An 18146-nucleotide genomic window follows, 5' to 3' on the forward strand; every position below is an offset into this window, starting at 1 on the left:
AGCGGGTTTCCTGTGGGTTGGCGGGGTGGGTCCGGTTGAGGGGGACGCTGCAAGTACGTCCCTGTAAGCTCGGTCGCCGCATCCATGCGGCTCACGCCCCCTCAACCGGACCCACCCCGCCTTCGACAGTTTTCCGCAATCTGTCACAACGGCGAGGGGGCGGATCCCGTTGCTGCGCAACAGGCTCCGAGCCTGGATTCAATATTCAATTCGATATCTGACAGAAAAATCGTGTCGACCAAGGTCGACACCTACCAACAACCGCGCGTACCAACAGCCGCCGTTACCAACCGCCGCAGGAATCTGTCAGGGGTGGGGTGGTGTGGGCTTGCAGGACCGCAGGCGCCATGGATGGCGCCTACGAGCCCCCATGGGTGAGGGCGCTTTGCTTGCGAAGCACTGCTTCGCAAGCGCCCGAACGCACAGCCGCCAGCGGCTGGGCCGGACCCCGGAGGGGGGTTTACGGCGTGTCCTGCAAGCCCACACCGCCCCGCCATCCCACGGAATGCCAGCTGTTGCTGTTGCTTCTGCAGGTGCAGGGCTGCAAGCCCTGCAAACACACCCTCACTTCACCCAGCCTGCAATCTCACCCGGCTCGAACGGCCCGAGCTTGGCCTTCACCATCCGCCCCTGCGCATCGAACAGCACGCTGTACGGCAGCAGCCCCTGCGCATTGCCCAGCGCTACGCTGGCATCACGCGGGCCCGGGGTGTCCAGCACGATCGGGTAATCCACCGGCACCTGCCGCAGGAAATCAGCCACCGCTTGCGAAGTGTCCAGGGCCAGGCCCAGCACCTGTACGCCGCCTTCGCCCTGTTGATCGGCGAAACGGGCCAGCTCGGGCATTTCCTCGATGCAGGGTCCGCACCAGCTGGCCCAGACATTCACCAGCAGGGGGCGGCCGCTGAAGCGTTCGCGCAGATCCAGGGGTTGCCCGTGCAGGTCGGGCAGCACCAGCGCGGGCAGGGCATCGCCCGCGTTCAAGGCGGGCAGGGCGGCCGGTGTCGCCACTGCGGCCGGTGCCGGGGCCGCGACCGGCGCGGGCGGGGCCGGCGCCAGGCGGTGGCCGGCCCAAAGGCCCAGGCCGGCGGCCAGCACCGCTGTCCACAGCAGTGCGGGCCGTTGCCACTTCATCGGGCGGTGCGCAGCAGCGCTTCTTCCACCAGCGCCTGGGTCAGCAGGGTCGGCAGCACGGTGGGCGGTGCGCCCGGGCCGTAGACCACGTACAGGGGCACGCCCACGGCCTTGTGTTCATCCAGGAAGGCGGTGATCTGCGGGTCCACGTTGGTGTAGTCGCCACGCATGTAGACCGCGTTGGTGCGCTTGAGCAGTTCCTTGAACTCCGGGCGCGACAGCACCGCGCGTTCATTGGCCTTGCAGCTCACGCACCAGTCGGCGGTCATGTTCACGAACACCACGCGGTTGTCCGCGCGCAGGCGGTCCAGCATCTGCGGCGAGTAGTCCACCACGTTGTCGCTGGCCGCCTGGGCGGCACGCGCCGGCGGGGCCAGCTGGGTCACGCCCCATACCGGAACCAGCGCCGCCAGGGCCAGCAGCACGCCCAGCAGGCTGGCGCCGCGCTTGCTGCGCCAGCGGCTGGTCTCGAACAGCCACAGGCCACCGGTCAGCAGCAGCAGGCCGCCCAGCGCCAGTGCCATGCCATCCACGCCACGCTGCTTGCCCAGCACCCACAGCAGCCACAGTGCGGCGGCATACATCGGGAAGGCCAGCACGTGCTTCAGCGTTTCCATCCACGGGCCCGGCTTGGGCAGGCGGCGGGCCAGCGCCGGCACGAAGCCGATCAGCAGGAACGGCAGCGCCAGGCCCAGGCCCAGGAACAGGAACACCAGCATCGCGGCAATGGGCGGTGCGACGAAGGCATAGGCCACCGCCGGGCCGAAGAACGGGCCCACGCAGGCGCTGCCGACCACGCAGGCCAGCACGCCGGTGAAGAAATCGCCGGCCGGGCCGCTGCGGCGGGCCAGCGACTGGCCGAAGTTGCCGATGCCGCCGCCCATGGTGAACACGCCCGACAGGCTCAGGCCGACAGCGAACATGATGTAGGCCAGCGCGGCGACCACCCCCGGGTGCTGCAGCTGGAAACCGATGCCGACGGCATTGCCCAGCATGCGCAGGCCGACCATCAGCGCGCCGATCACCGCGAAGGCCACCAGCACGCCCAGCGTGTACCACAGGGCATGGCTGCGGGCGCGTTCGGCGCTTTCACCGCTCTGCGCCAGGCTCAGCACCTTCAGCGACAGGATCGGCAGCACGCACGGCATCAGGTTCAGGACCAGGCCGCCGCCCAGCGCCAGCAGCAGCACCCACAGCAGCGAGCTGTCGGTTTTGGGCACGCTGCCCGGGGGCTTGGTACGCAGTGCGTTGTCCTGCTGCGCGTCGGCGGCGAAGGCATCGGCGCCCACTGCCGCTTCGGCGGTGGCCGCAGGTGCATCGTTGGGCACGGTCGGCAGCAGGCGCAGCGGCGCGCCGTTGGCACCTTCGCGGGTGCTGGCGGCGGTACCGGCTTGCGTTGCCGGTGCATCGGCGGCAGCGGCCTGGCCACCGGTGGTGAGCGTGCCGGCCGGAATCGACAGCTTCACCCGGCGGGTCATCGGCGGGTAGCAGATGCCATCGGTCTGGCAGCCCTGGAACGTCACCACCAGCGTGCTGTCGACGGCCTCGGTGCGGGTGCGGCGCAGCGGCAGCGGCACTTCCACCTGGTTGAAGTACACCGACACATCGCCGAAGTGTTCATCGCGGTGCGACTGCGCGGCCGGCCAGCGTGGCTTGTCGGCCAGCACGCCGGCACTGCCTTCCAGCTTCAGCGACGTGCGGTCGCGGTAGAGGTAGTAGCCCGGTGCGGGGCTGAAGCGCAGCAGCAGGGTGTTGCCGTCGCTGGCGATGGCATCGAAGCCGAAGGCCTGTTCCGACGGCAGGGGCAGGGCCTGGCTGTTGCTGGCGGCACCCGGCAGGCGCAGGCCGCCGCCGCTGCTGGTGCCGGCCAGCGGGTTGTTGAACGGGCTGGCACCGGCGGCGCGGGCAGCCGGTGCCGCTGCGGCCGTACCGGCGCCGGGCAGGGTCACCTGCACCACGCGCTTCTGCGGCGGGTAGCAGACGCCGGCATCGGCGCAGCCCTGGTAACGCACTTCCAGGCTGATGGTGCCGGCCGCATCGGTGGGCGCACCCGGCAGGGTGGCCTGCAGCCGCTCGCGGTAGGTTTCCACCTCGCCGAAGAAATCGTCGTGGTGCTTGTTGCCGTTGGGCATCTGCAGCGCGCCGGCGTTGAAGGCCGGATCGGCCTTGACGCTGGTGCGGTGGCGATACAGGTAATAGCCAGGGGCGATCTTGAACTGCAGCTGGATCTGGCCCCGTTCGGGCGCCGTGGCGGTCAGCGCGAACGCCTGGTCCACCGGCAGCAGGTCTTTCTCATCCAGGGCGAAGGCGGGCAGGGCCAGCCACAGCAGGGCACACAGCGCGGCGCCACGGGCAAACAATTTCATCAATCGGTGTCCTCCCGGGTCTGCGCCCGGATCCAGTCCAGATACGCCGGCAGGCCGGCCCGGCTTTCGACCGCGATGCACTCCGGGAGTTCATACGGATGCAGTTCGACGATCCGGGCGATGGCGTCGTCGACGCGGCTCGCGGTGGTCTTCACCAGCAACTGCAGTTCGGCGTCGGTGGTGACTTCGCCCTGCCAGCGGTAGGTCGACTGTGCACCGTCCAGGCGGGTCACGCACGCCGCCAGCCGCTCGCCGACCAGCGCGTGCGCGATGCGCTCGGCACTGGCCCGGTCCGGGCAGGTGGTCAGCAACAGCAGGACGGGATCGACGGTCGACATGACCGCCGAGTATAGGGCCGCCGCCGGGTCAAGGCCCGGCGGCGGCATGGACCGCTGCGTTGCGCGGTCAGTTGGCCAGCTGGCAGGTGGCCGGCTTGGCGGAGGTGAACAGGCCCGGGGTCGCCCACTCGGGGTGGTCGATGAACGGGTTGCGGTTGCCCTGGAACGAGTAGATCACGTCATTGCGCGCACGCTCGGCATCATCCGGCGGGTCGGACAGGTGCCAGTCGATCAGGGTCGACAGCAGGCCCATGTAGGCCGGCGAGCTGCTGGTCTTGACGATCTTGCTGCGGTCGTCGGTCAGTTCCAGGTCCGGTTCGGACTGGCCGGTGGCCGCATCCTTGCCGCCCTCATAGCGGATGGCCATGTACATCACCGCACGCGCCATGTCGCCCTTGCGCTTGCCCCAGACCTCGAAGGTGCCGGTGTTGCCGTCGGGGGTGCGCACCCAGTTGGAATTGCCCGGGTAGCCGCCGCTGCCGCCGCCCTGGCCGTTGTTGGCCTCGGTGGCGCGCTCGCCGCAGTTGGCATCGCACTTGCCGAACGGCTTGTTGCCGCGGTCGGCATTCCACTGCGCATCGGTCAGGTACAGCATGTGGGTATCGGTGTAGGGCGCGTACGGCAGGCCCTTGTCGCCGGTGGTGCTGGCAAAGCCCAGCGAGTTCGGCCAGGTGTGCTCGCGGTTGTAGGTCAGGCCGCTGCCCGTGCCCGCACGGCTGCTTACCTTGGTGTAGCTGTGGTTGCGGTAGGCGTCCAGGATCTTGCCGCTGTTGTTCGGATCTTCGTCGGCAATTTCCAGGATGGTCCAGGTGCTGGTGCCCGAACCGCTGTACGGGTAGGCGGTGTGGCCCTTGATGGTTTCGTGCAGCGAGCAGCGCAGCTGGCTGGGGCTGGTGGTGTTCACCTTGGAGTAGTAGCCCTCCGGGGTGCCGGGGTTGCCGGGGTTGCCCGGGTCCGGGTTGCCGGTGGTGGTGGCCACGGTGAAGGCGATGCGGCTGTCGGCGGCCGGGTGTGCACCCTGGCTGTCGGTGATGCGCGCAGCGCGGATATCGAAGCGGCAGGCCTCACCGGCCACCAGGGCGGTGTTGGTCGACAGCTTCACGCTGCGGCCGCTGGCCGGGTGGGTCAGCGGCACGCTGCCGGACTTGCCGCAGCTCAGGGCGAACGCGCCGGTGGCCAGGTTGACCGTTTCGCTGAACACCACTTCCAGATCAGCCGCGGCCGGGAAGGTGCTGCTGCCCTGGGCCGGGGTGGTGGTGGTCACCGACGGCGGGGTGTTCGGGCCCGGGGTGCCGCCACCGCCGGTGAAGGTCTGGCTGTTGTTGCAGCGACCGAAGGTCTGGCCGGCCGATTCGGCCCAGGTGAAGTGCGCGTACTGGCTGCCGCTGCCGGTCAGCTGCAGCGAGGTGCCCGGCGCGGTGCTGTTGGTCTCGGCCACCGGGATGTTCTGGCTGGTCATGCCGGCGGCGGGACCGCCGGAGGCGGTGATGGCGCCCTCGTAGCTGAGGAACTGGACCACCTTGCCGCTGGCATCGACCAGGGCGATGCCGTCGTTGGGACCGTTCTGCAGGCCGTTGGTCGGGTAGGTCACCACGGCGATCGTGGCGCTGCCGCAACCAGCGGCGGTGCCGGCCGGCACCGGCTTGTTGTCGTAGACCACCGCGGCCGAAGCGTTGGCGCCGTTGTAGAGGTACAGGCGGTAGCCGGACAGGTCCTCGCCGGCGGTGGCGACCACTTCGATGGCTTCGCCGACGTCACCGGCCGGGGTGCTGTCGTCGTAGTGCAGTTCGTTGATGAAGACCTCGGCCTGGGCCGGCGCGGCGACCAGCGCCAGCAGGCAGGCGGCGGCGAGCGGGGACAGCAATCGCATCGACAACTCCTTGTGATTGGGAATGCCGGGCGAGCCTAAGGCCGAACGCGTGACACTTTGTCGTAACTGAACGTCAGATATCTGACACTGCGACGCAGTTCACCAAAATTGCGGGAACCTGGCGGTCCGCCCGTCTGTCCGCCACCGCAGCGCACCTTGGAAAAATTTTTCGGGGCGGGGCTTGAAAGGCCACCGGGCAGCTCCATCTCTGTCCTGCTCCCGACCTGTCGGGCTTTTTCAGGCGCGGTTTTGGCAGTCACCCTGTGTGAGTGCTAACATCGCCAGACTTTTTCAGACCAATCAATAACTTAAGAGGTCTCTCATGAGCATCAAGCCGCTGCACGACCGCGTTGTGGTCAAGCCGATCGAAGCCGACGAAATCTCCGCCGGTGGCATCGTCATTCCGGATTCGGCCAAGGAAAAGTCCACCAAGGGTGAAGTCGTGGCCGTCGGCCCGGGCAAGCCGCTGGACAACGGTACCGTGCGCGCTCCGTCGCTGAAGGTTGGCGACAAGGTCATCTACGGCCAGTACGCCGGCAGCTCGTACAAGAGCGAAGGCGTCGAGTACAAGGTCCTGCGCGAAGACGACGTGCTCGCCGTCATCGGCTGAGCCGCGGCGCGACCTGTTTCAACCTGATCCCAAAATCCCAGCCGCCGGGCACGGCCCGGCGCTACCAATGAGGTAATTACAATGGCTGCCAAGGATATTCGTTTCGGTGAAGACGCCCGTTCGCGCATGGTGCGCGGCGTCAACGTTCTCGCCAATGCCGTCAAGGCCACCCTGGGCCCGAAGGGCCGCAACGTCGTGCTGGAAAAGAGCTTCGGCGCTCCGACCATCACCAAGGACGGCGTGTCCGTCGCCAAGGAAATCGAACTGGCTGACAAGTTCGAGAACATGGGCGCGCAGATGGTGAAGGAAGTTGCTTCCCGCACCAACGACGACGCTGGCGACGGCACCACCACCGCCACCGTGCTGGCCCAGGCCCTGATCCGCGAAGGCGCCAAGGCTGTGGCCGCCGGCATGAACCCGATGGACCTCAAGCGTGGTATCGACAAGGCCGTCGTGGCCGCCGTTGCCGAGCTGAAGAACATCTCCAAGCCGACCGCCGACGACAAGGCCATTGCCCAGGTCGGTACCATCTCGGCCAACTCGGACGAGTCGATCGGCCAGATCATCGCTGACGCGATGAAGGAAGTCGGCAAGGAAGGCGTGATCACCGTTGAAGAAGGCTCGGGCCTGGACAACGAGCTGGACGTGGTCAAGGGCATGCAGTTCGACCGCGGCTACCTGTCCCCGTACTTCATCAACAACCAGCAGTCGCAGACCGCTGACCTGGATGATCCGTTCATCCTGCTGCACGACAAGAAGATCTCCAACGTCCGTGACCTGCTGCCGGTGCTGGAAGGCGTCGCCAAGGCCGGCAAGCCGCTGCTGATCGTTGCCGAAGAAGTCGAAGGCGAAGCGCTGGCCACCCTGGTGGTCAACACCATCCGTGGCATCGTCAAGGTCGTGGCCGTCAAGGCTCCGGGCTTCGGCGACCGTCGCAAGGCAATGCTGGAAGACATGGCCGTGCTGACCGGCGGCACCGTGATCTCCGAAGAAGTGGGCCTGTCGCTGGAAAAGGCCACCATCAAGGACCTCGGCCGCGCCAAGAAGGTGCAGGTTTCCAAGGAAAACACCACCATCATCGATGGCGTGGGTGACAAGGCTGCCGTCGACGCACGCGTCGGCCAGATCAAGACCCAGATCCAGGACACCTCCTCCGACTACGATCGCGAGAAGCTGCAGGAACGCGTTGCCAAGCTGGCCGGCGGCGTTGCCGTGATCAAGGTCGGTGCTTCGACCGAAATCGAAATGAAGGAAAAGAAGGATCGCGTCGACGACGCCCTGCACGCGACCCGTGCAGCCGTTGAAGAAGGCGTGGTCCCGGGCGGCGGCGTTGCCCTGGTCCGTGCGGTCACCTCGCTGGCTGGCCTGAAGGGCGCCAACGAAGACCAGAACCACGGCATCCAGATCGCCCTGCGTGCGATGGAAGCCCCGCTGCGCGAAATCGTGGCCAACGCCGGCGAAGAGCCGTCGGTCATCATCAACAAGGTCAAGGAAGGCACCGGCAGCTTCGGCTACAACGCCGCCACCGGCGAGTTCGGCGACATGCTGCAGTTCGGCATCCTGGACCCGACCAAGGTGACCCGTTCGGCGCTGCAGAACGCTGCTTCGATCGCTGGCCTGATGATCACCACCGAAGCCATGGTTGCCGAAGCTCCGAAGAAGGACGAACCGGCCATGGGCGGCGCCGGTGGCATGGGCGGCATGGGTGGCATGGGCGGCATGGACTTCTAAGTCCACGCGTTCCCGACGTAATGAAAAACCCCGCCGAAAGGCGGGGTTTTTTTGTGGGCGCGGATCGCGATGCCCTCGGGTAGATCCACGCCATGCGTGGATGAACCGCGCGCGGCCTCAACCGCGCAACGCGCGCCGATCCAACCAGACCTTGGCGATGAAAAACGTAGGAACACCGCCATACAGCACGCCCTTCACCCAGGGCAGCCCCGACTGGTAGGCAATCAATCCGCCTGCGGCCATGCCGACCAGGCCGATGGCGGCTGCCCTGCGCTGGCGCTGCAGCTGCTGCATCTCCTCCTGCTGGCGCACGGCGATCTCGTCACGCCGGTGGTCGGGCTGCATCACGGCACTGGCAATGGCATCGGCTTGCGAAGGGGGCATGCGGGGTCCAGAGAGACGGGTGTCTGGTTCTTATACTGCGCCGCCCGCCAAGGTCGCGTAAATCCCGCGCGCCTGGGTCCGGCGTCCAGTAGATCCACGCCATGCGTGGATGAGATGTCACCCCACGTCATCAGACCTTGGAAATTCCCGTTTTTGAAATTATGCTTAGCCGCCTAATCACATCGGTGGCCGCAATGCTGGAAGCGAAACACAGCGCCCTCATCGAAGAAGCCGCCCGTCGCGGCCACGCCAACCTGGCGCAGTTGCGCCTGTGCTTCCAGCTGCTTTCCCTGTCCAATGCCATCGACCGCGACTGCGCCACCCGCCTCGCACCGCATGGCCTCAGCGAAGGCCGCTTCATGGTGCTGTTCCTGCTGCAAGGCGCCGGCGGCACGCTGCCCCCGCACGAGCTGGCCGAGCGCGCAGGCGTCACCCGCGCCACCATCAGTGGCCTGCTGGACGGGCTGCAGCGTGAGGGCCTGCTGCAGCGGAAGCACGATGCCGAAGACGGCCGCCGCCTGCAGATCGTGCTGACCGCGCGCGGCAGGCGCCTGGCCGAGGAACTGTTCAACCAGCACACGCAGTGGATCGGTGGACTGTTCAACGGCCTGGACGCAACCGAGCAAGCGCAGCTGGCGCAGTTGTTGATGAAGGTCTGGCAGCACACTGACCGTGGTCGGGAGGCGACGCCGTGAGTGCTGCGATCAGCGCCGAGCGACAGCGCGATCTCGACACCGGTGCGGCCGCCAGCACGCATCTGGCCGAATGCCTCGCCGTGGATTTCGCCGTGCTGCTGCAGACCGTTGCGGTGCTGCCCGAGGCTGCCGTGCAGCGCATGCGTGATGCGGCCAGCAAGGGCATCACCCAGCGCATGGCCTTGGCTGCCGCGCTGCTGCGCGAAGCGGGGCAGGGCGATGTCCTGCATTGGCAGTCGCACCCATCGGACACCGTGCGCGGCTGGGCGTGTTACCTGATCGGCAGCGATACCACGTTGGGCCTTGCCGAGAAGCTGCAGGCGATGCAGCCACTGGCCGATGACGCGCACTTCGGCGTACGCGAATGGGCCTGGCTGGCGGTACGAGGCGATCTCGTAGCCGCGCCGCTGCAGGCGCTGACGCTGCTGCTGCCGTGGACAAGCGCAGTCTCGCCCCACCTCCGTCGCTTCGCCTGCGAAGCACTGCGTCCACGCGGCGTCTGGGCCACCCATATCGCGCTCTTCAAACAACAACCGCAGCACGCACTGCCGCTGGTGGACGCCCTGGCCAACGCCCCCGAGCGCTACGTGCAGGACTCGGTGGGCAACTGGCTCAACGATGCCAGCAAGACACAACCCGAGTGGGTGCGCGACCTCTGCGCGCGCTGGCAACACGAACACAGCAGCGCAGCAAACGCGTACATCCGCAAGCGCGCCCAACGCTCCCTCCGGTAGTGCCGGCCGCCAACCGGAGAACCCCGCATCCCGGTAGTGCCGGCCGCTGGCCGGCAAACCCACCAACCCAAGGAAGGCCCCAATGCCCCACATCCTCATCGAGCACTACACCGCCACTCCCGCCTGGGTCGCACTCCCGCCCGAACAACGCAGCACCTTCTTCGCACGCATTGGCGCCGGCATGCAGCAGTTCGACGTGGCGCGCATCACGCCGTTGGCAATGGGCCGCGTCGCGCGTGATGTGCCGCATGGCAGTACCGAACAGTTCTACGCGGTCTGGCAGTGCGCCAGCCGCACCGATGCCGATGCACTGCTGGCTGCCATCAGCGCGACGGGCTGGCATGACTACTTCACCACCACCAACACGGTAGGCGCCGTGGATGCCATGCCGCAGCACCTGCACGATCTGGCGTCCCACGAGTAGATCCACGCCATGCGTGGATGAACCCCCACGCCACCCGATAGCGCCGGGCCATGCCCGGCGGCTCCCAGTCTTCCGCCAATGCCTGACTACCGCGGTCGCACCCGCTCTGCCGCGTGCGTCCCAGTTCCAGGCAGGCCATCATCAGCCCTTCCATCACGCGCGTGCCGAAATCATGCTCCGGGCCGCCATGCTGGCGGCTGCGCTGTGCGGCCAGCATCACCTCATGCACGATGCGCAGCCCGGCAAGGGCGCAATCGGCATCGGCCAACTGGATGCGTCGGCCAATCGGCAGTTTTGGTTCGGGCCAGGGGTGGCCATCGCTGCCGGCACCCGCGCCGATGCGGTGCAGGTTGGCGATGAAACCGTGGGGATCAGGGGCAGCTTCCTCGGTATTGGCCGGGTCGTTGTGGCCGCTACCGGGAAAGGGGACGTGTTTTGCGTTCATGGCGTGTGCTCCGTCCAGCGAAGACGACAGCGCCACCGGAACAGGTGGCGGACGGTACGTGTCTGGAAGCCGGGAAACAGAAGTAAACCGGTGGACCCTTGGGTCCCCACGCGCGGCCCGCCATGGAACGCGGACGATATGGAAGCCGGCGCCGCAACACGCGGCGCCGGCTGGCAAACGTTTCTTCTGTCGCAGGGGCTTCCAGACCCGGCCGCCCTTTTTCGGTGGCAATCTATCTAGAGTAGATGCCTGCGAAGAACGTCGAGTGCGTCCGCGGCATTCATAACGCACGGCGCTATATCGCACACGCGTTGAGAGGGAAACGCCGGGCGTTTGCGCCTAGCTTCCTGCAATTGAACTTTGCTTGCGATAAATGGCGGGCGCGTCAGTCGCTAAGCTTCGCTGTAATCCAGAATTCGCGGCAAGCTCCGTTCATTGGTTTCGCTCATTGGGCTGTCAAGCCTGCTCGACCGGTCCAACTTCTCCATAAGGGGGTTGGCAATTGCCGTAACAACCTCCTCCTCCGGGCAGCCAGCCTCCAATGCCGCCGCCACCACCGCCACCGCCACCGCCACCGCCACCGCCACCGGCTCCAGGTTGCCCAGCAGTGCTGCCGTCATTCGATGAGTCCTGTGCGCGCTGGCCGCAGGGCTTTTCAACGTAAATCATGGCGCGCCCGGTCATCATCATGATCCTTGTGGTGTAACTCACATTTCCTTTGAAGTAGTTGTTGCGCCAAACAGCGGCGCCAACAACCTTCTCCGCAGCTTCATCCAGCTTCTTGTTGAAGGCCGAGGCAAAAGGATCGCTGGCGCCTGCGGCGCGCTCCTTTGAGATGTCCTTGATATCAACTTTCAAGGGAGGAAGAGGTGGGATGGGTAGCTCTGAACAGGCGATTGCAATCCCGGCGCAACATCCTGACTCGTCCTGCCATAGGTTGACACCTATGGGGTGGATGATCCGGCCGCCGTCAGGCGGCCAAAGACGCCCGATGCATCGCATCGGGCGTCTGCATTTTAAGTGACAGGTGGGGTCGCTCGGCGTTGTAGATCTGCACTGCCTCAGCCACCATCTGCCGTGCCTGACCCAGGTCCCGTGGGCGATGAAGCAAAAACTCGCATTTGAGGATCCCGTTGATCCGCTCCGCCAGCGCGTTCTGATAGCAGTCGTAGCCGTCAGTCATGGAGCAGGTCAGGCCATGCTTGGCGTGGATGTTCTGGTAGTTGTCCGAGCAGTACTGGATGCCTCGATCCGAATGATGGATCAGACGCTGTCTGGTTTTCCGCGCTTTCAGAGCCATTTCCAATGCTTGTGCGGTGTGTTCGGTCTGCAGCGTCTCATTCACGCTTCAGCCCACGATCTTGCGTGACCAGGCGTCTGTAACCAGGCTCAGGTAAACGAAATTCCCATCTGTGGGCAGATAGGTGATATCCGCGACCCATACCTGTTCACTGCCGGTCGGCATCACGCATCCCTCGCCCGGTTTAAGCAGGTTCGGGTGCCTCCGGAAGCGGTGATGACTGTTGGTGGTCTTGTGATACGCACGACGGTGCGGCACCAGCAGCCGTGCTTCTCGAAGCACGTCAAATAGACGGTCCCGACCCAGAGCGATTCCCGCCTCCTGCAGCTTCGGTTCAATCAGGTGATGCAGCTTGCGTGTACCGACCCGAGGCTGGCGCGCGCGGCAATCGCTCACCAGCGCCAAGGCTGTGGCATCAGCAGCGTTTCGCCGCTGATGGCGGTGCCCCGCCTGATAGAACGCCTGCCGACTGATGCCGAAATGGCGGCAAGCCCTTGCCACGCTTATGCCTTTGAGGCGCCTTTGCGTGAGGACTTGCCGGAAGGCTTTTTTACGATTTTCACACCGTAATCCTCTTTGAGGACGTCCACGATCGCCTCGAAGAGCTGCGCCTTCTCGTTTGCCTCCCGCAACTGGACCTGCAGGGCCTTGATCTGTTGTTCCGGCGTAAGCGGCTTGGCCGCTCCGGCTTTGGGGACAGTGCTCATGGGAGGGAATGATGCCCCAGCCGACCAATCTTGCCGACCATGCCGACGAAGCCAGGAAAGCACCGTGGTGCGCCCTTGGATCCCATAGCGCTCCTGGGCCTTTTTGTAGGTCAGTTCCCCGCGCTCGACCTGGTCGACCACCGACAACTTGAAGGCCAGCGAGTAATCCCGCTGGGTGCGCCTGACTGTTGATTTCATTGAACATTCCTTCTCCAGAGGGAAAAGGTGTCAACCCAATTCAGGACGGGTCATCCAGCAGAAATCAGGCACAGCTTTACGGACGTTTTCAGCTTTTGCTCCTTGCGTGTGAAACGAACAACTACTCAGACGGTAGCGGTCGAGGATCGGGGATGAACTCGCTTCCGGTTTTTTCCCGATATATGGCATCCAGCGTTCTGCTGAGCTTCAGCGCTTCCGCTTCACCACGCATTCGTTGTTCAACTGTCAATGGAGTTCTGAACATCATTTCCCTGGCCAGTGCCAGTGACGTATCTCCTCTCATCTCGGCGACTCGCGCGATTGCGTAGCCGGTGACCACATCACCTTGTGTGCTTCCAGCAAAGAACGATGCAGCAGACTGCAGCGCATAGAGATTGCCCTCAGCGCCTTTGATCAACAGTCGATCCAAGGCTTCGCGCTCCGGCAGCGCCCGCGTGTCCAACATGACTTGGGCAACGATGTCCCCAGCATTGGCCGCACTCCAAAGGATGCCGTCGGAGGCGCCGGTGAACGTCTCATGCTGTTCCTTGTTCGGGTATCCATGCCGATCCAACCAGTGCTGCTCCTGCACGTTCGTGGCTCCCCATGGGTCATCGTCGAAGCCCATGTCTTGCCGTGTTGCGCGTGGCAAGGAAACACTTACAGCTGCGGCAGGCTGATTCTTTTCGCCCTTCTGCCTACGTACTTCGTCAACCGGAATCATGGGGGTGCTTTTGTTGTCTTGGACGGCCCCCACGCTTGATCCATCTACTGCGCAGCCCGCCAAAAAGGCCATAAGCACGCAGGTCAGCACCAGCAGGTGGCCACCGCTGCTTGAACGCGTGAAACGATGGGTTTTATTCACTACCTGTTCCCGAAGTCCTATTAACCGGTCGTGGCGACGGAAACTGATGCATGATCCGGCCATCGTCAAGCTCGTTGTGTAGTAAGGAATATCTGACGCAGGCTGACCCGCATTCCACCTAAGCTGAACTGCGATTCTGTGCGTCGATCAGTTGGGGCTACAGGTTTCTGGACGTTTGGACTTTGGTGGAATGCGTCAACGGCAAACGTTGGCATGTCTGGAGGCCAGCGCCAGGGAGAACTCGAGCCATGGCGTAGTCACCAGCCGTGCAGGATGCTGCACGGCTGGCAGGCAGTTATCGAGTCGACTCACGCAGTAGCGCTACCGAGGTCGCACCCGCTCTGCTACGTGCGTACCCAGTTCCAGGCAGGCCATCATCAGACCTTCCATCACGCGCGGTCCAACATCATGTTCCGGGCCGCCGTTCTGACGGCTGCGCTCGGCGGCCAGCATCACCTCATGCACGATGCGCAGCCCAGCCAAGGCGCAGTCGCCATCGGCCAACTGGATGCGTCGGCCAATCGGCAGTTTTGGTTCAGGCCAGGGAAGGCCATCGCTGCCGCAGCCCGCGCCGATGCGCTGCAGGTTGGCGATGAAACCGTGGGGATCAGGGGCAGCGTCTTCGGTGTTGGCCGGGTCGTTGTGGCCGCTACCGGGAAAGGGGACGTGCTTTGCGTTCATGGCGTGTGCTCCGTACAGAGAGGACGGCAGCGCCACCGGAATAGGTGGCGGACGGTACGTGGCGGCAAAGACCGGGAGATGCTGATACCGGCGGGCGCAAGCGCCCCCACGCACCGCCCGCCATGGAACGCGGACGGATTGCCAGCCGGCGCCGCACGAAGCGACGCCGGCCGGCAAGCGTAAACAGCATCTCCACGGGCTTTGCCGACCCGGCCACCCTTTTTCGGTGGCAATCCATCTAGTGCACATGCCTGCGCGCAGCACCAAGGGCATCCGCGACAGCCATGAAAGCGCGTCGCAGTATTGCACAGGCTCCACGCCATGAAACCTGCTGTTTCATCCGGATTCTTCTTCGGTTGAGCTTCGCTTCCGCGAAGTTACTTGCGTATCACGTACCGTGTCGCGAGCCGGTTCAATCGCGACAGTTCGGGCAATGAAGAAGTCGGCCTGAAGCACCAGCGCGCGTAGGCACATGCGCGTGTCATCGATTCCGGGTAAACATGACGGTTGCCCATGTCCATCCGCAGGGAAGTCGATCATGCAGAGCAAGCTCCAGGTGACGCTGTACGGAACCCTTGGCGACAGCCCGGCACTGCAGTTGCCGGGGCTGGAAGGGCCGTCGGTCGCCATCCTGGAAACGACCCTGCGTCAGCTGGTGTCCGACCTCTACACCGCCCGCTCCCTGCTCAACCCCGAGCAGCTGGACGAGGCCCGGAAGGAACTGGACCGCGTGGTGGAGCGCTGGGTGGACATCCACGAGGGCCTGCTGCTGGATGTGGAAGTGCACGGCAAACGTTGACGCGGGCACTGCCTGAACAGCTCCCGCAGTTGCCGATGAAACATTTTGCACTGCGCCAAAGCTGTGCTATCAATACACCCCATGAACGCAGCCCACGCCAACTTTTATTGGTATTACTTTCCGAAGCCCCCGGCGGAGGAAGGACTGCGCTCACCCTGAAGAAACCTTCAGACGCATTCCCGAAAGCCGCCAGCGAACCTGGCGGCTTTTTTCATGTCGCCACGCTGGGGACCCCCAACGTTCCGGAGAACCCCCGCAATGCCCCCGCACACCGACGACCTGCGTATCCGTACCATCGAACCGCTCACACCGCCCGCCCAGCTGCTGGCGATGCTGCCCTGCGACGATGAAGCTTCCGACACCGTCAGCGCCTCGCGCGCGGCCCTGCACCAGATCCTGCATGGCCGTGACGACCGCCTGGCCGTGGTGGTGGGCCCTTGCTCGATCCACGACCCGCACGCGGCCATCGAATACGCCCAGCGCCTGAAGCCCCTGCGCGATGCGCTGGCCGGCGAACTGGAGATCGTCATGCGCGTGTACTTCGAAAAGCCGCGCACCACGGTGGGCTGGAAGGGCCTGATCAACGACCCGGACCTGGATGGCAGCTTCAAGATCGACAAGGGCCTGCGCATCGCCCGCGGCCTGCTGCGCGACATCAACAAGCTGGGCCTGCCGGCCGGCGTCGAGTTCCTCGATGTGATCTCGCCGCAGTACATCGCCGATCTGGTCGCCTGGGGCGCCATCGGTGCGCGCACCACCGAAAGCCAGGTGCACCGCGAACTGGCCTCGGGCCTTTCCTGCCCGGTCGGCTTCAAGAACGGCACCGATGGCAACGTCAAGATCGCCGCCGATGCCGTGGGCGCAGCGTACAACCCGCATCATTTCCTGTCGGTGACCAAGCAGGGTGGTACCGCCATCGTGTCGACCACCGGCAACCCGGATTGCCATGTGATCCTGCGTGGCGGCAAGCAGCCGAACTACGACGCGGCCAGCGTCGGCGAGGCCTGCCAGGCACTGGCCAAGGCCAAGCTGCCGACGCGCCTGATGATCGATGCCAGCCACGCCAACAGCCTGAAGAATCCGGACAACCAGCCGAAGGTGATCGAGGACATCGCCACCCAGCTGGAAGACGGCGAGCAGCGCATCGTCGGCGTGATGGTGGAAAGCCATCTGGTCGGTGGCCGCCAGGAACTGGTGGATGGCCAGCCGCTGGTCTACGGCCAGAGCATCACCGATGGCTGCATTGATTGGGACACCACCGTGGACGTGCTGGAGCGCCTGGCCGCTGCCGTGCGCGCCCGTCGTGAAGTAAAGGTGTCCGAAGCCGCTTGATCGCGGCACGTGTGTGGATGGCGGCCAGCGCCTGCGGGGGTGCGGCCGCGATCAGGGTCGGTCGGAGTTGGAGACCGACCCGTCCGCACCGGCGATGCGCCTGGCGCTGCGTAAGTGCGACAGCGCCAGGTACATCGCCGGGGTGGTGATATTGGTTTTTGTAGAGTCGAGCCATGCTCGACTGACGCAGTAGATCCACGCCATGCGTGGATGAACCGCCCGCCCGCCAATGACGGCTACGACCCGTCGGCGGCCGCGCCAGCGCCGACAGCGCGCTCCCGGCTATCAATGATCCTGCGTCTGGCAGGCATTCATCGAAACCGTACCTCACTGATTCCACTGAAGAATCTGCAGGCTGCAGACGGGTCTCGACCGTGCCCGGCGCTGCCTGCCGCAAACGACCATTCCCCTTGCCCCACCTCCGCCCCACGGTAATCCGTCCGGGCGTCGCCACCCCAGGGCGGCAGGAGCGGAAGATCGGCCATGGACTTGACGAAACTTATCACGGTGATAAATTGAAGCCGATGCTGTGGAGGGTTGATCCAACACAGTTGCAGCGGCACAAGGACTCCGGGACGTCGCGCCGGGCGATCAATGTCCGCGGGTCAGCCTTGATTGATCTGTCGGCCTTGCAGCAGTGCGTCCGCACGGGTGCGTTGCGGCCTGATGACGTCTGGGTCGCTACCCACAAAGCACAACGGGATCTGGAAAACCTGCGCTGGACATTGGGTGATCTGCTGGACTGTCTGCTGTGCCTGCAGGCGGAGGACTACAAGGGATCAGAGTGGTGCAAGGATCAGCTGGGCACCTGGCATCCGTGCGACGCATACGCCGTCCGCTACGACGATGTGCGGAAGCGTCGGCTCCACCATTCGGACATCAACTACTACCTCAAATTTTCCATTGGCAAGAATGGAAGTCTGCGAATCGTTCTGCTCAGTTGCCATCTGTAGCTCGCCATACGTCTGACCGGAGCACGCCATGAATAAAGCCAACCCTCGGATGTGTCCCGCCTGCCAGCAAGCGCAACTGGTCGCATCCAAGCGCGAACGGCACTTCAGCCCGCGCGGAAATCCTGTGGTCGTCGAGCTGCTGGCGCTGGAGTGCCCCGCATGCGGCGCAACGGCAACCAGTGCCGAGCAGCAGATCGAGAACCTCAAGCGGCTTGCCGCGCGGCGCGAGCACTACGGCGGCCTGTTGCTCGGCGAAGACGTCCTGGCATTCCGCCGCCGCTATGGTTTGACCCAGCGCGCAGCGGCAACGCTGTTCGGAAAAGGCCCGATCGCATTCTCCCGCTACGAGAACGAGACGACCTATCCGGACGATGCCACCACGATGCTGCTGTCACTGGCCATCGAGAAACCCGAAGTCGTTCGCTGGCTCGCCGAGCGTACCGGCACGGCGGTCCCGCTGCTGGACAGGCCACAGGACGCTGCAGCCGCGTCCACCCGACGTGTGGCGCGCAGCCGTCGCGCCATGTCCGGCACGCCAGGTAGTCCAATCCGCTCCGCGCGCTGACCCGCCGTTCTGTAG

The 18146-nt window shown here is 65.0% G+C and carries 17 protein-coding genes and 2 pseudogenes; 9 read left to right on the forward strand and 10 right to left on the reverse strand.

Annotated features, from left to right (window positions below; all coding sequences use genetic code 11):
• Positions 1–564: 564 nt before the first annotated feature.
• From ACM2ZB_RS17635 to ACM2ZB_RS17650, 4 genes are all read right to left on the reverse strand, one after another.
• Positions 565–1134 carry a TlpA family protein disulfide reductase gene (locus tag ACM2ZB_RS17635; protein WP_416056406.1) on the reverse strand — a complete coding sequence of 190 codons (570 nt, stop codon included), beginning with the start codon at positions 1132–1134 and terminating at the stop codon, positions 565–567.
• Positions 1131–3503 (reverse strand): protein-disulfide reductase DsbD domain-containing protein, encoded by a 2373-nt coding sequence (locus ACM2ZB_RS17640; protein ID WP_416056407.1) that lies wholly within the window; start codon positions 3501–3503, stop codon positions 1131–1133. The genes ACM2ZB_RS17635 and ACM2ZB_RS17640 overlap by 4 nt, the downstream gene beginning before the upstream one ends.
• Positions 3500–3838, reverse strand: coding sequence for a divalent-cation tolerance protein CutA (gene cutA, locus ACM2ZB_RS17645; RefSeq protein ID WP_065198988.1), 339 nt, complete (start codon positions 3836–3838; stop codon positions 3500–3502). Before cutA ends, ACM2ZB_RS17640 begins: the two co-directional genes overlap by 4 nt.
• A 67-nt stretch (positions 3839–3905) precedes the next feature.
• The gene (locus ACM2ZB_RS17650; RefSeq protein WP_416056408.1) at positions 3906–5708 is read right to left on the reverse strand and encodes an endonuclease; all 1803 of its coding nucleotides are present in this window, start codon (positions 5706–5708) and stop codon (positions 3906–3908) included.
• A 322-nt stretch (positions 5709–6030) separates the two neighbouring features.
• Between ACM2ZB_RS17650 and ACM2ZB_RS17655 the strand changes: the two genes are divergently transcribed.
• The gene (locus tag ACM2ZB_RS17655; RefSeq protein ID WP_303636929.1) at positions 6031–6318 is read left to right on the forward strand and encodes a co-chaperone GroES; all 288 of its coding nucleotides are present in this window, start codon (positions 6031–6033) and stop codon (positions 6316–6318) included.
• Positions 6319–6399: 81 nt separating this feature from the next.
• Positions 6400–8049, forward strand: a complete 1650-nt coding sequence (gene groL / locus ACM2ZB_RS17660) for a chaperonin GroEL (RefSeq protein WP_006473018.1) — start codon at positions 6400–6402, stop codon at positions 8047–8049.
• 117 nt (positions 8050–8166) lie between these two features.
• On the opposite strand, the gene ACM2ZB_RS17665 is transcribed toward groL, so the two are convergent.
• Complete coding sequence (locus ACM2ZB_RS17665) at positions 8167–8433, reverse strand: hypothetical protein (RefSeq protein WP_416056409.1); 267 nt, start codon at positions 8431–8433, stop codon at positions 8167–8169.
• Positions 8434–8627: 194 nt separating this feature from the next.
• Here ACM2ZB_RS17665 and ACM2ZB_RS17670 point away from each other — a divergent pair, with 194 nt between their 5' ends.
• From ACM2ZB_RS17670 to ACM2ZB_RS17680, 3 genes are all read left to right on the forward strand, one after another.
• On the forward strand, positions 8628–9128 hold the full coding sequence (locus tag ACM2ZB_RS17670; protein WP_416056410.1) for a MarR family winged helix-turn-helix transcriptional regulator: 501 nt from the start codon (positions 8628–8630) through the stop codon (positions 9126–9128).
• Positions 9125–9862 carry a DNA alkylation repair protein gene (locus ACM2ZB_RS17675; protein WP_416056411.1) on the forward strand — a complete coding sequence of 246 codons (738 nt, stop codon included), beginning with the start codon at positions 9125–9127 and terminating at the stop codon, positions 9860–9862. The genes ACM2ZB_RS17670 and ACM2ZB_RS17675 overlap by 4 nt, the downstream gene beginning before the upstream one ends.
• A gap of 82 nt (positions 9863–9944) precedes the next feature.
• Positions 9945–10286: a DUF6616 family protein gene (locus tag ACM2ZB_RS17680; protein WP_416056412.1), complete on the forward strand. Its 342-nt coding sequence runs from the start codon at positions 9945–9947 to the stop codon at positions 10284–10286.
• Positions 10287–10407: 121 nt separating this feature from the next.
• On the opposite strand, the pseudogene ACM2ZB_RS17685 reads toward ACM2ZB_RS17680, so the two are convergent.
• From ACM2ZB_RS17685 to ACM2ZB_RS17705, 5 genes and pseudogenes are all read right to left on the reverse strand, one after another.
• Positions 10408–10731, reverse strand: a pseudogene (locus ACM2ZB_RS17685) (hypothetical protein); the annotation flags it as partial.
• Between the two features lie 456 nt (positions 10732–11187).
• On the reverse strand, positions 11188–11589 hold the full coding sequence (locus ACM2ZB_RS17690) for a hypothetical protein (RefSeq protein ID WP_416056413.1): 402 nt from the start codon (positions 11587–11589) through the stop codon (positions 11188–11190).
• Positions 11590–11701: 112 nt separating this feature from the next.
• Positions 11702–12936, reverse strand: a pseudogene (locus ACM2ZB_RS17695) (IS3 family transposase).
• A gap of 121 nt (positions 12937–13057) precedes the next feature.
• Positions 13058–13801: a hypothetical protein gene (locus ACM2ZB_RS17700; RefSeq protein WP_416056414.1), complete on the reverse strand. Its 744-nt coding sequence runs from the start codon at positions 13799–13801 to the stop codon at positions 13058–13060.
• A gap of 321 nt (positions 13802–14122) precedes the next feature.
• The gene (locus ACM2ZB_RS17705; protein WP_416056415.1) at positions 14123–14482 is read right to left on the reverse strand and encodes a hypothetical protein; all 360 of its coding nucleotides are present in this window, start codon (positions 14480–14482) and stop codon (positions 14123–14125) included.
• Between the two features lie 538 nt (positions 14483–15020).
• On the opposite strand from ACM2ZB_RS17705, the gene ACM2ZB_RS17710 reads away from it, so the two are divergent.
• The 4 genes from ACM2ZB_RS17710 (at position 15021) to ACM2ZB_RS17725 (ending at position 18131) form a co-directional block, all read left to right on the forward strand.
• Complete coding sequence (locus tag ACM2ZB_RS17710; protein WP_416056416.1) at positions 15021–15281, forward strand: hypothetical protein; 261 nt, start codon at positions 15021–15023, stop codon at positions 15279–15281.
• 258 nt (positions 15282–15539) lie between these two features.
• Entirely contained in the window at positions 15540–16613 is a 1074-nt protein-coding gene (locus ACM2ZB_RS17715) for a 3-deoxy-7-phosphoheptulonate synthase (protein WP_416056417.1), read from the forward strand.
• Between the two features lie 410 nt (positions 16614–17023).
• Positions 17024–17566: a hypothetical protein gene (locus ACM2ZB_RS17720; protein ID WP_416056418.1), complete on the forward strand. Its 543-nt coding sequence runs from the start codon at positions 17024–17026 to the stop codon at positions 17564–17566.
• Positions 17567–17594: 28 nt separating this feature from the next.
• On the forward strand, positions 17595–18131 hold the full coding sequence (locus tag ACM2ZB_RS17725; protein WP_416056419.1) for a type II TA system antitoxin MqsA family protein: 537 nt from the start codon (positions 17595–17597) through the stop codon (positions 18129–18131).
• Positions 18132–18146 lie beyond the last annotated feature (15 nt).

The organism is Stenotrophomonas maltophilia, from assembly GCF_047782825.1.
Classification (GTDB): domain Bacteria; phylum Pseudomonadota; class Gammaproteobacteria; order Xanthomonadales; family Xanthomonadaceae; genus Stenotrophomonas.

Excerpts from the sequence above, each read along its gene's own strand:
- ACM2ZB_RS17635 (WP_416056406.1), bottom strand. The coding sequence starts at position 1,134 with ATGAAGTGGCAACGGCCCGCACTGCTGTGGACAGCGGTGCTGGCCGCC.
- cutA (WP_065198988.1), bottom strand. The coding sequence starts at position 3,838 with ATGTCGACCGTCGATCCCGTCCTGCTGTTGCTGACCACCTGCCCGGAC.
- ACM2ZB_RS17650 (WP_416056408.1), bottom strand. The coding sequence starts at position 5,708 with ATGCGATTGCTGTCCCCGCTCGCCGCCGCCTGCCTGCTGGCGCTGGTC.
- ACM2ZB_RS17655 (WP_303636929.1), top strand. The coding sequence starts at position 6,031 with ATGAGCATCAAGCCGCTGCACGACCGCGTTGTGGTCAAGCCGATCGAA.
- groL (WP_006473018.1), top strand. The coding sequence starts at position 6,400 with ATGGCTGCCAAGGATATTCGTTTCGGTGAAGACGCCCGTTCGCGCATG.
- ACM2ZB_RS17665 (WP_416056409.1), bottom strand. The coding sequence starts at position 8,433 with ATGCCCCCTTCGCAAGCCGATGCCATTGCCAGTGCCGTGATGCAGCCC.
- ACM2ZB_RS17670 (WP_416056410.1), top strand. The coding sequence starts at position 8,628 with ATGCTGGAAGCGAAACACAGCGCCCTCATCGAAGAAGCCGCCCGTCGC.
- ACM2ZB_RS17680 (WP_416056412.1), top strand. The coding sequence starts at position 9,945 with ATGCCCCACATCCTCATCGAGCACTACACCGCCACTCCCGCCTGGGTC.
- ACM2ZB_RS17705 (WP_416056415.1), bottom strand. The coding sequence starts at position 14,482 with ATGAACGCAAAGCACGTCCCCTTTCCCGGTAGCGGCCACAACGACCCG.
- ACM2ZB_RS17710 (WP_416056416.1), top strand. The coding sequence starts at position 15,021 with ATGCAGAGCAAGCTCCAGGTGACGCTGTACGGAACCCTTGGCGACAGC.
- ACM2ZB_RS17715 (WP_416056417.1), top strand. The coding sequence starts at position 15,540 with ATGCCCCCGCACACCGACGACCTGCGTATCCGTACCATCGAACCGCTC.
- ACM2ZB_RS17725 (WP_416056419.1), top strand. The coding sequence starts at position 17,595 with ATGAATAAAGCCAACCCTCGGATGTGTCCCGCCTGCCAGCAAGCGCAA.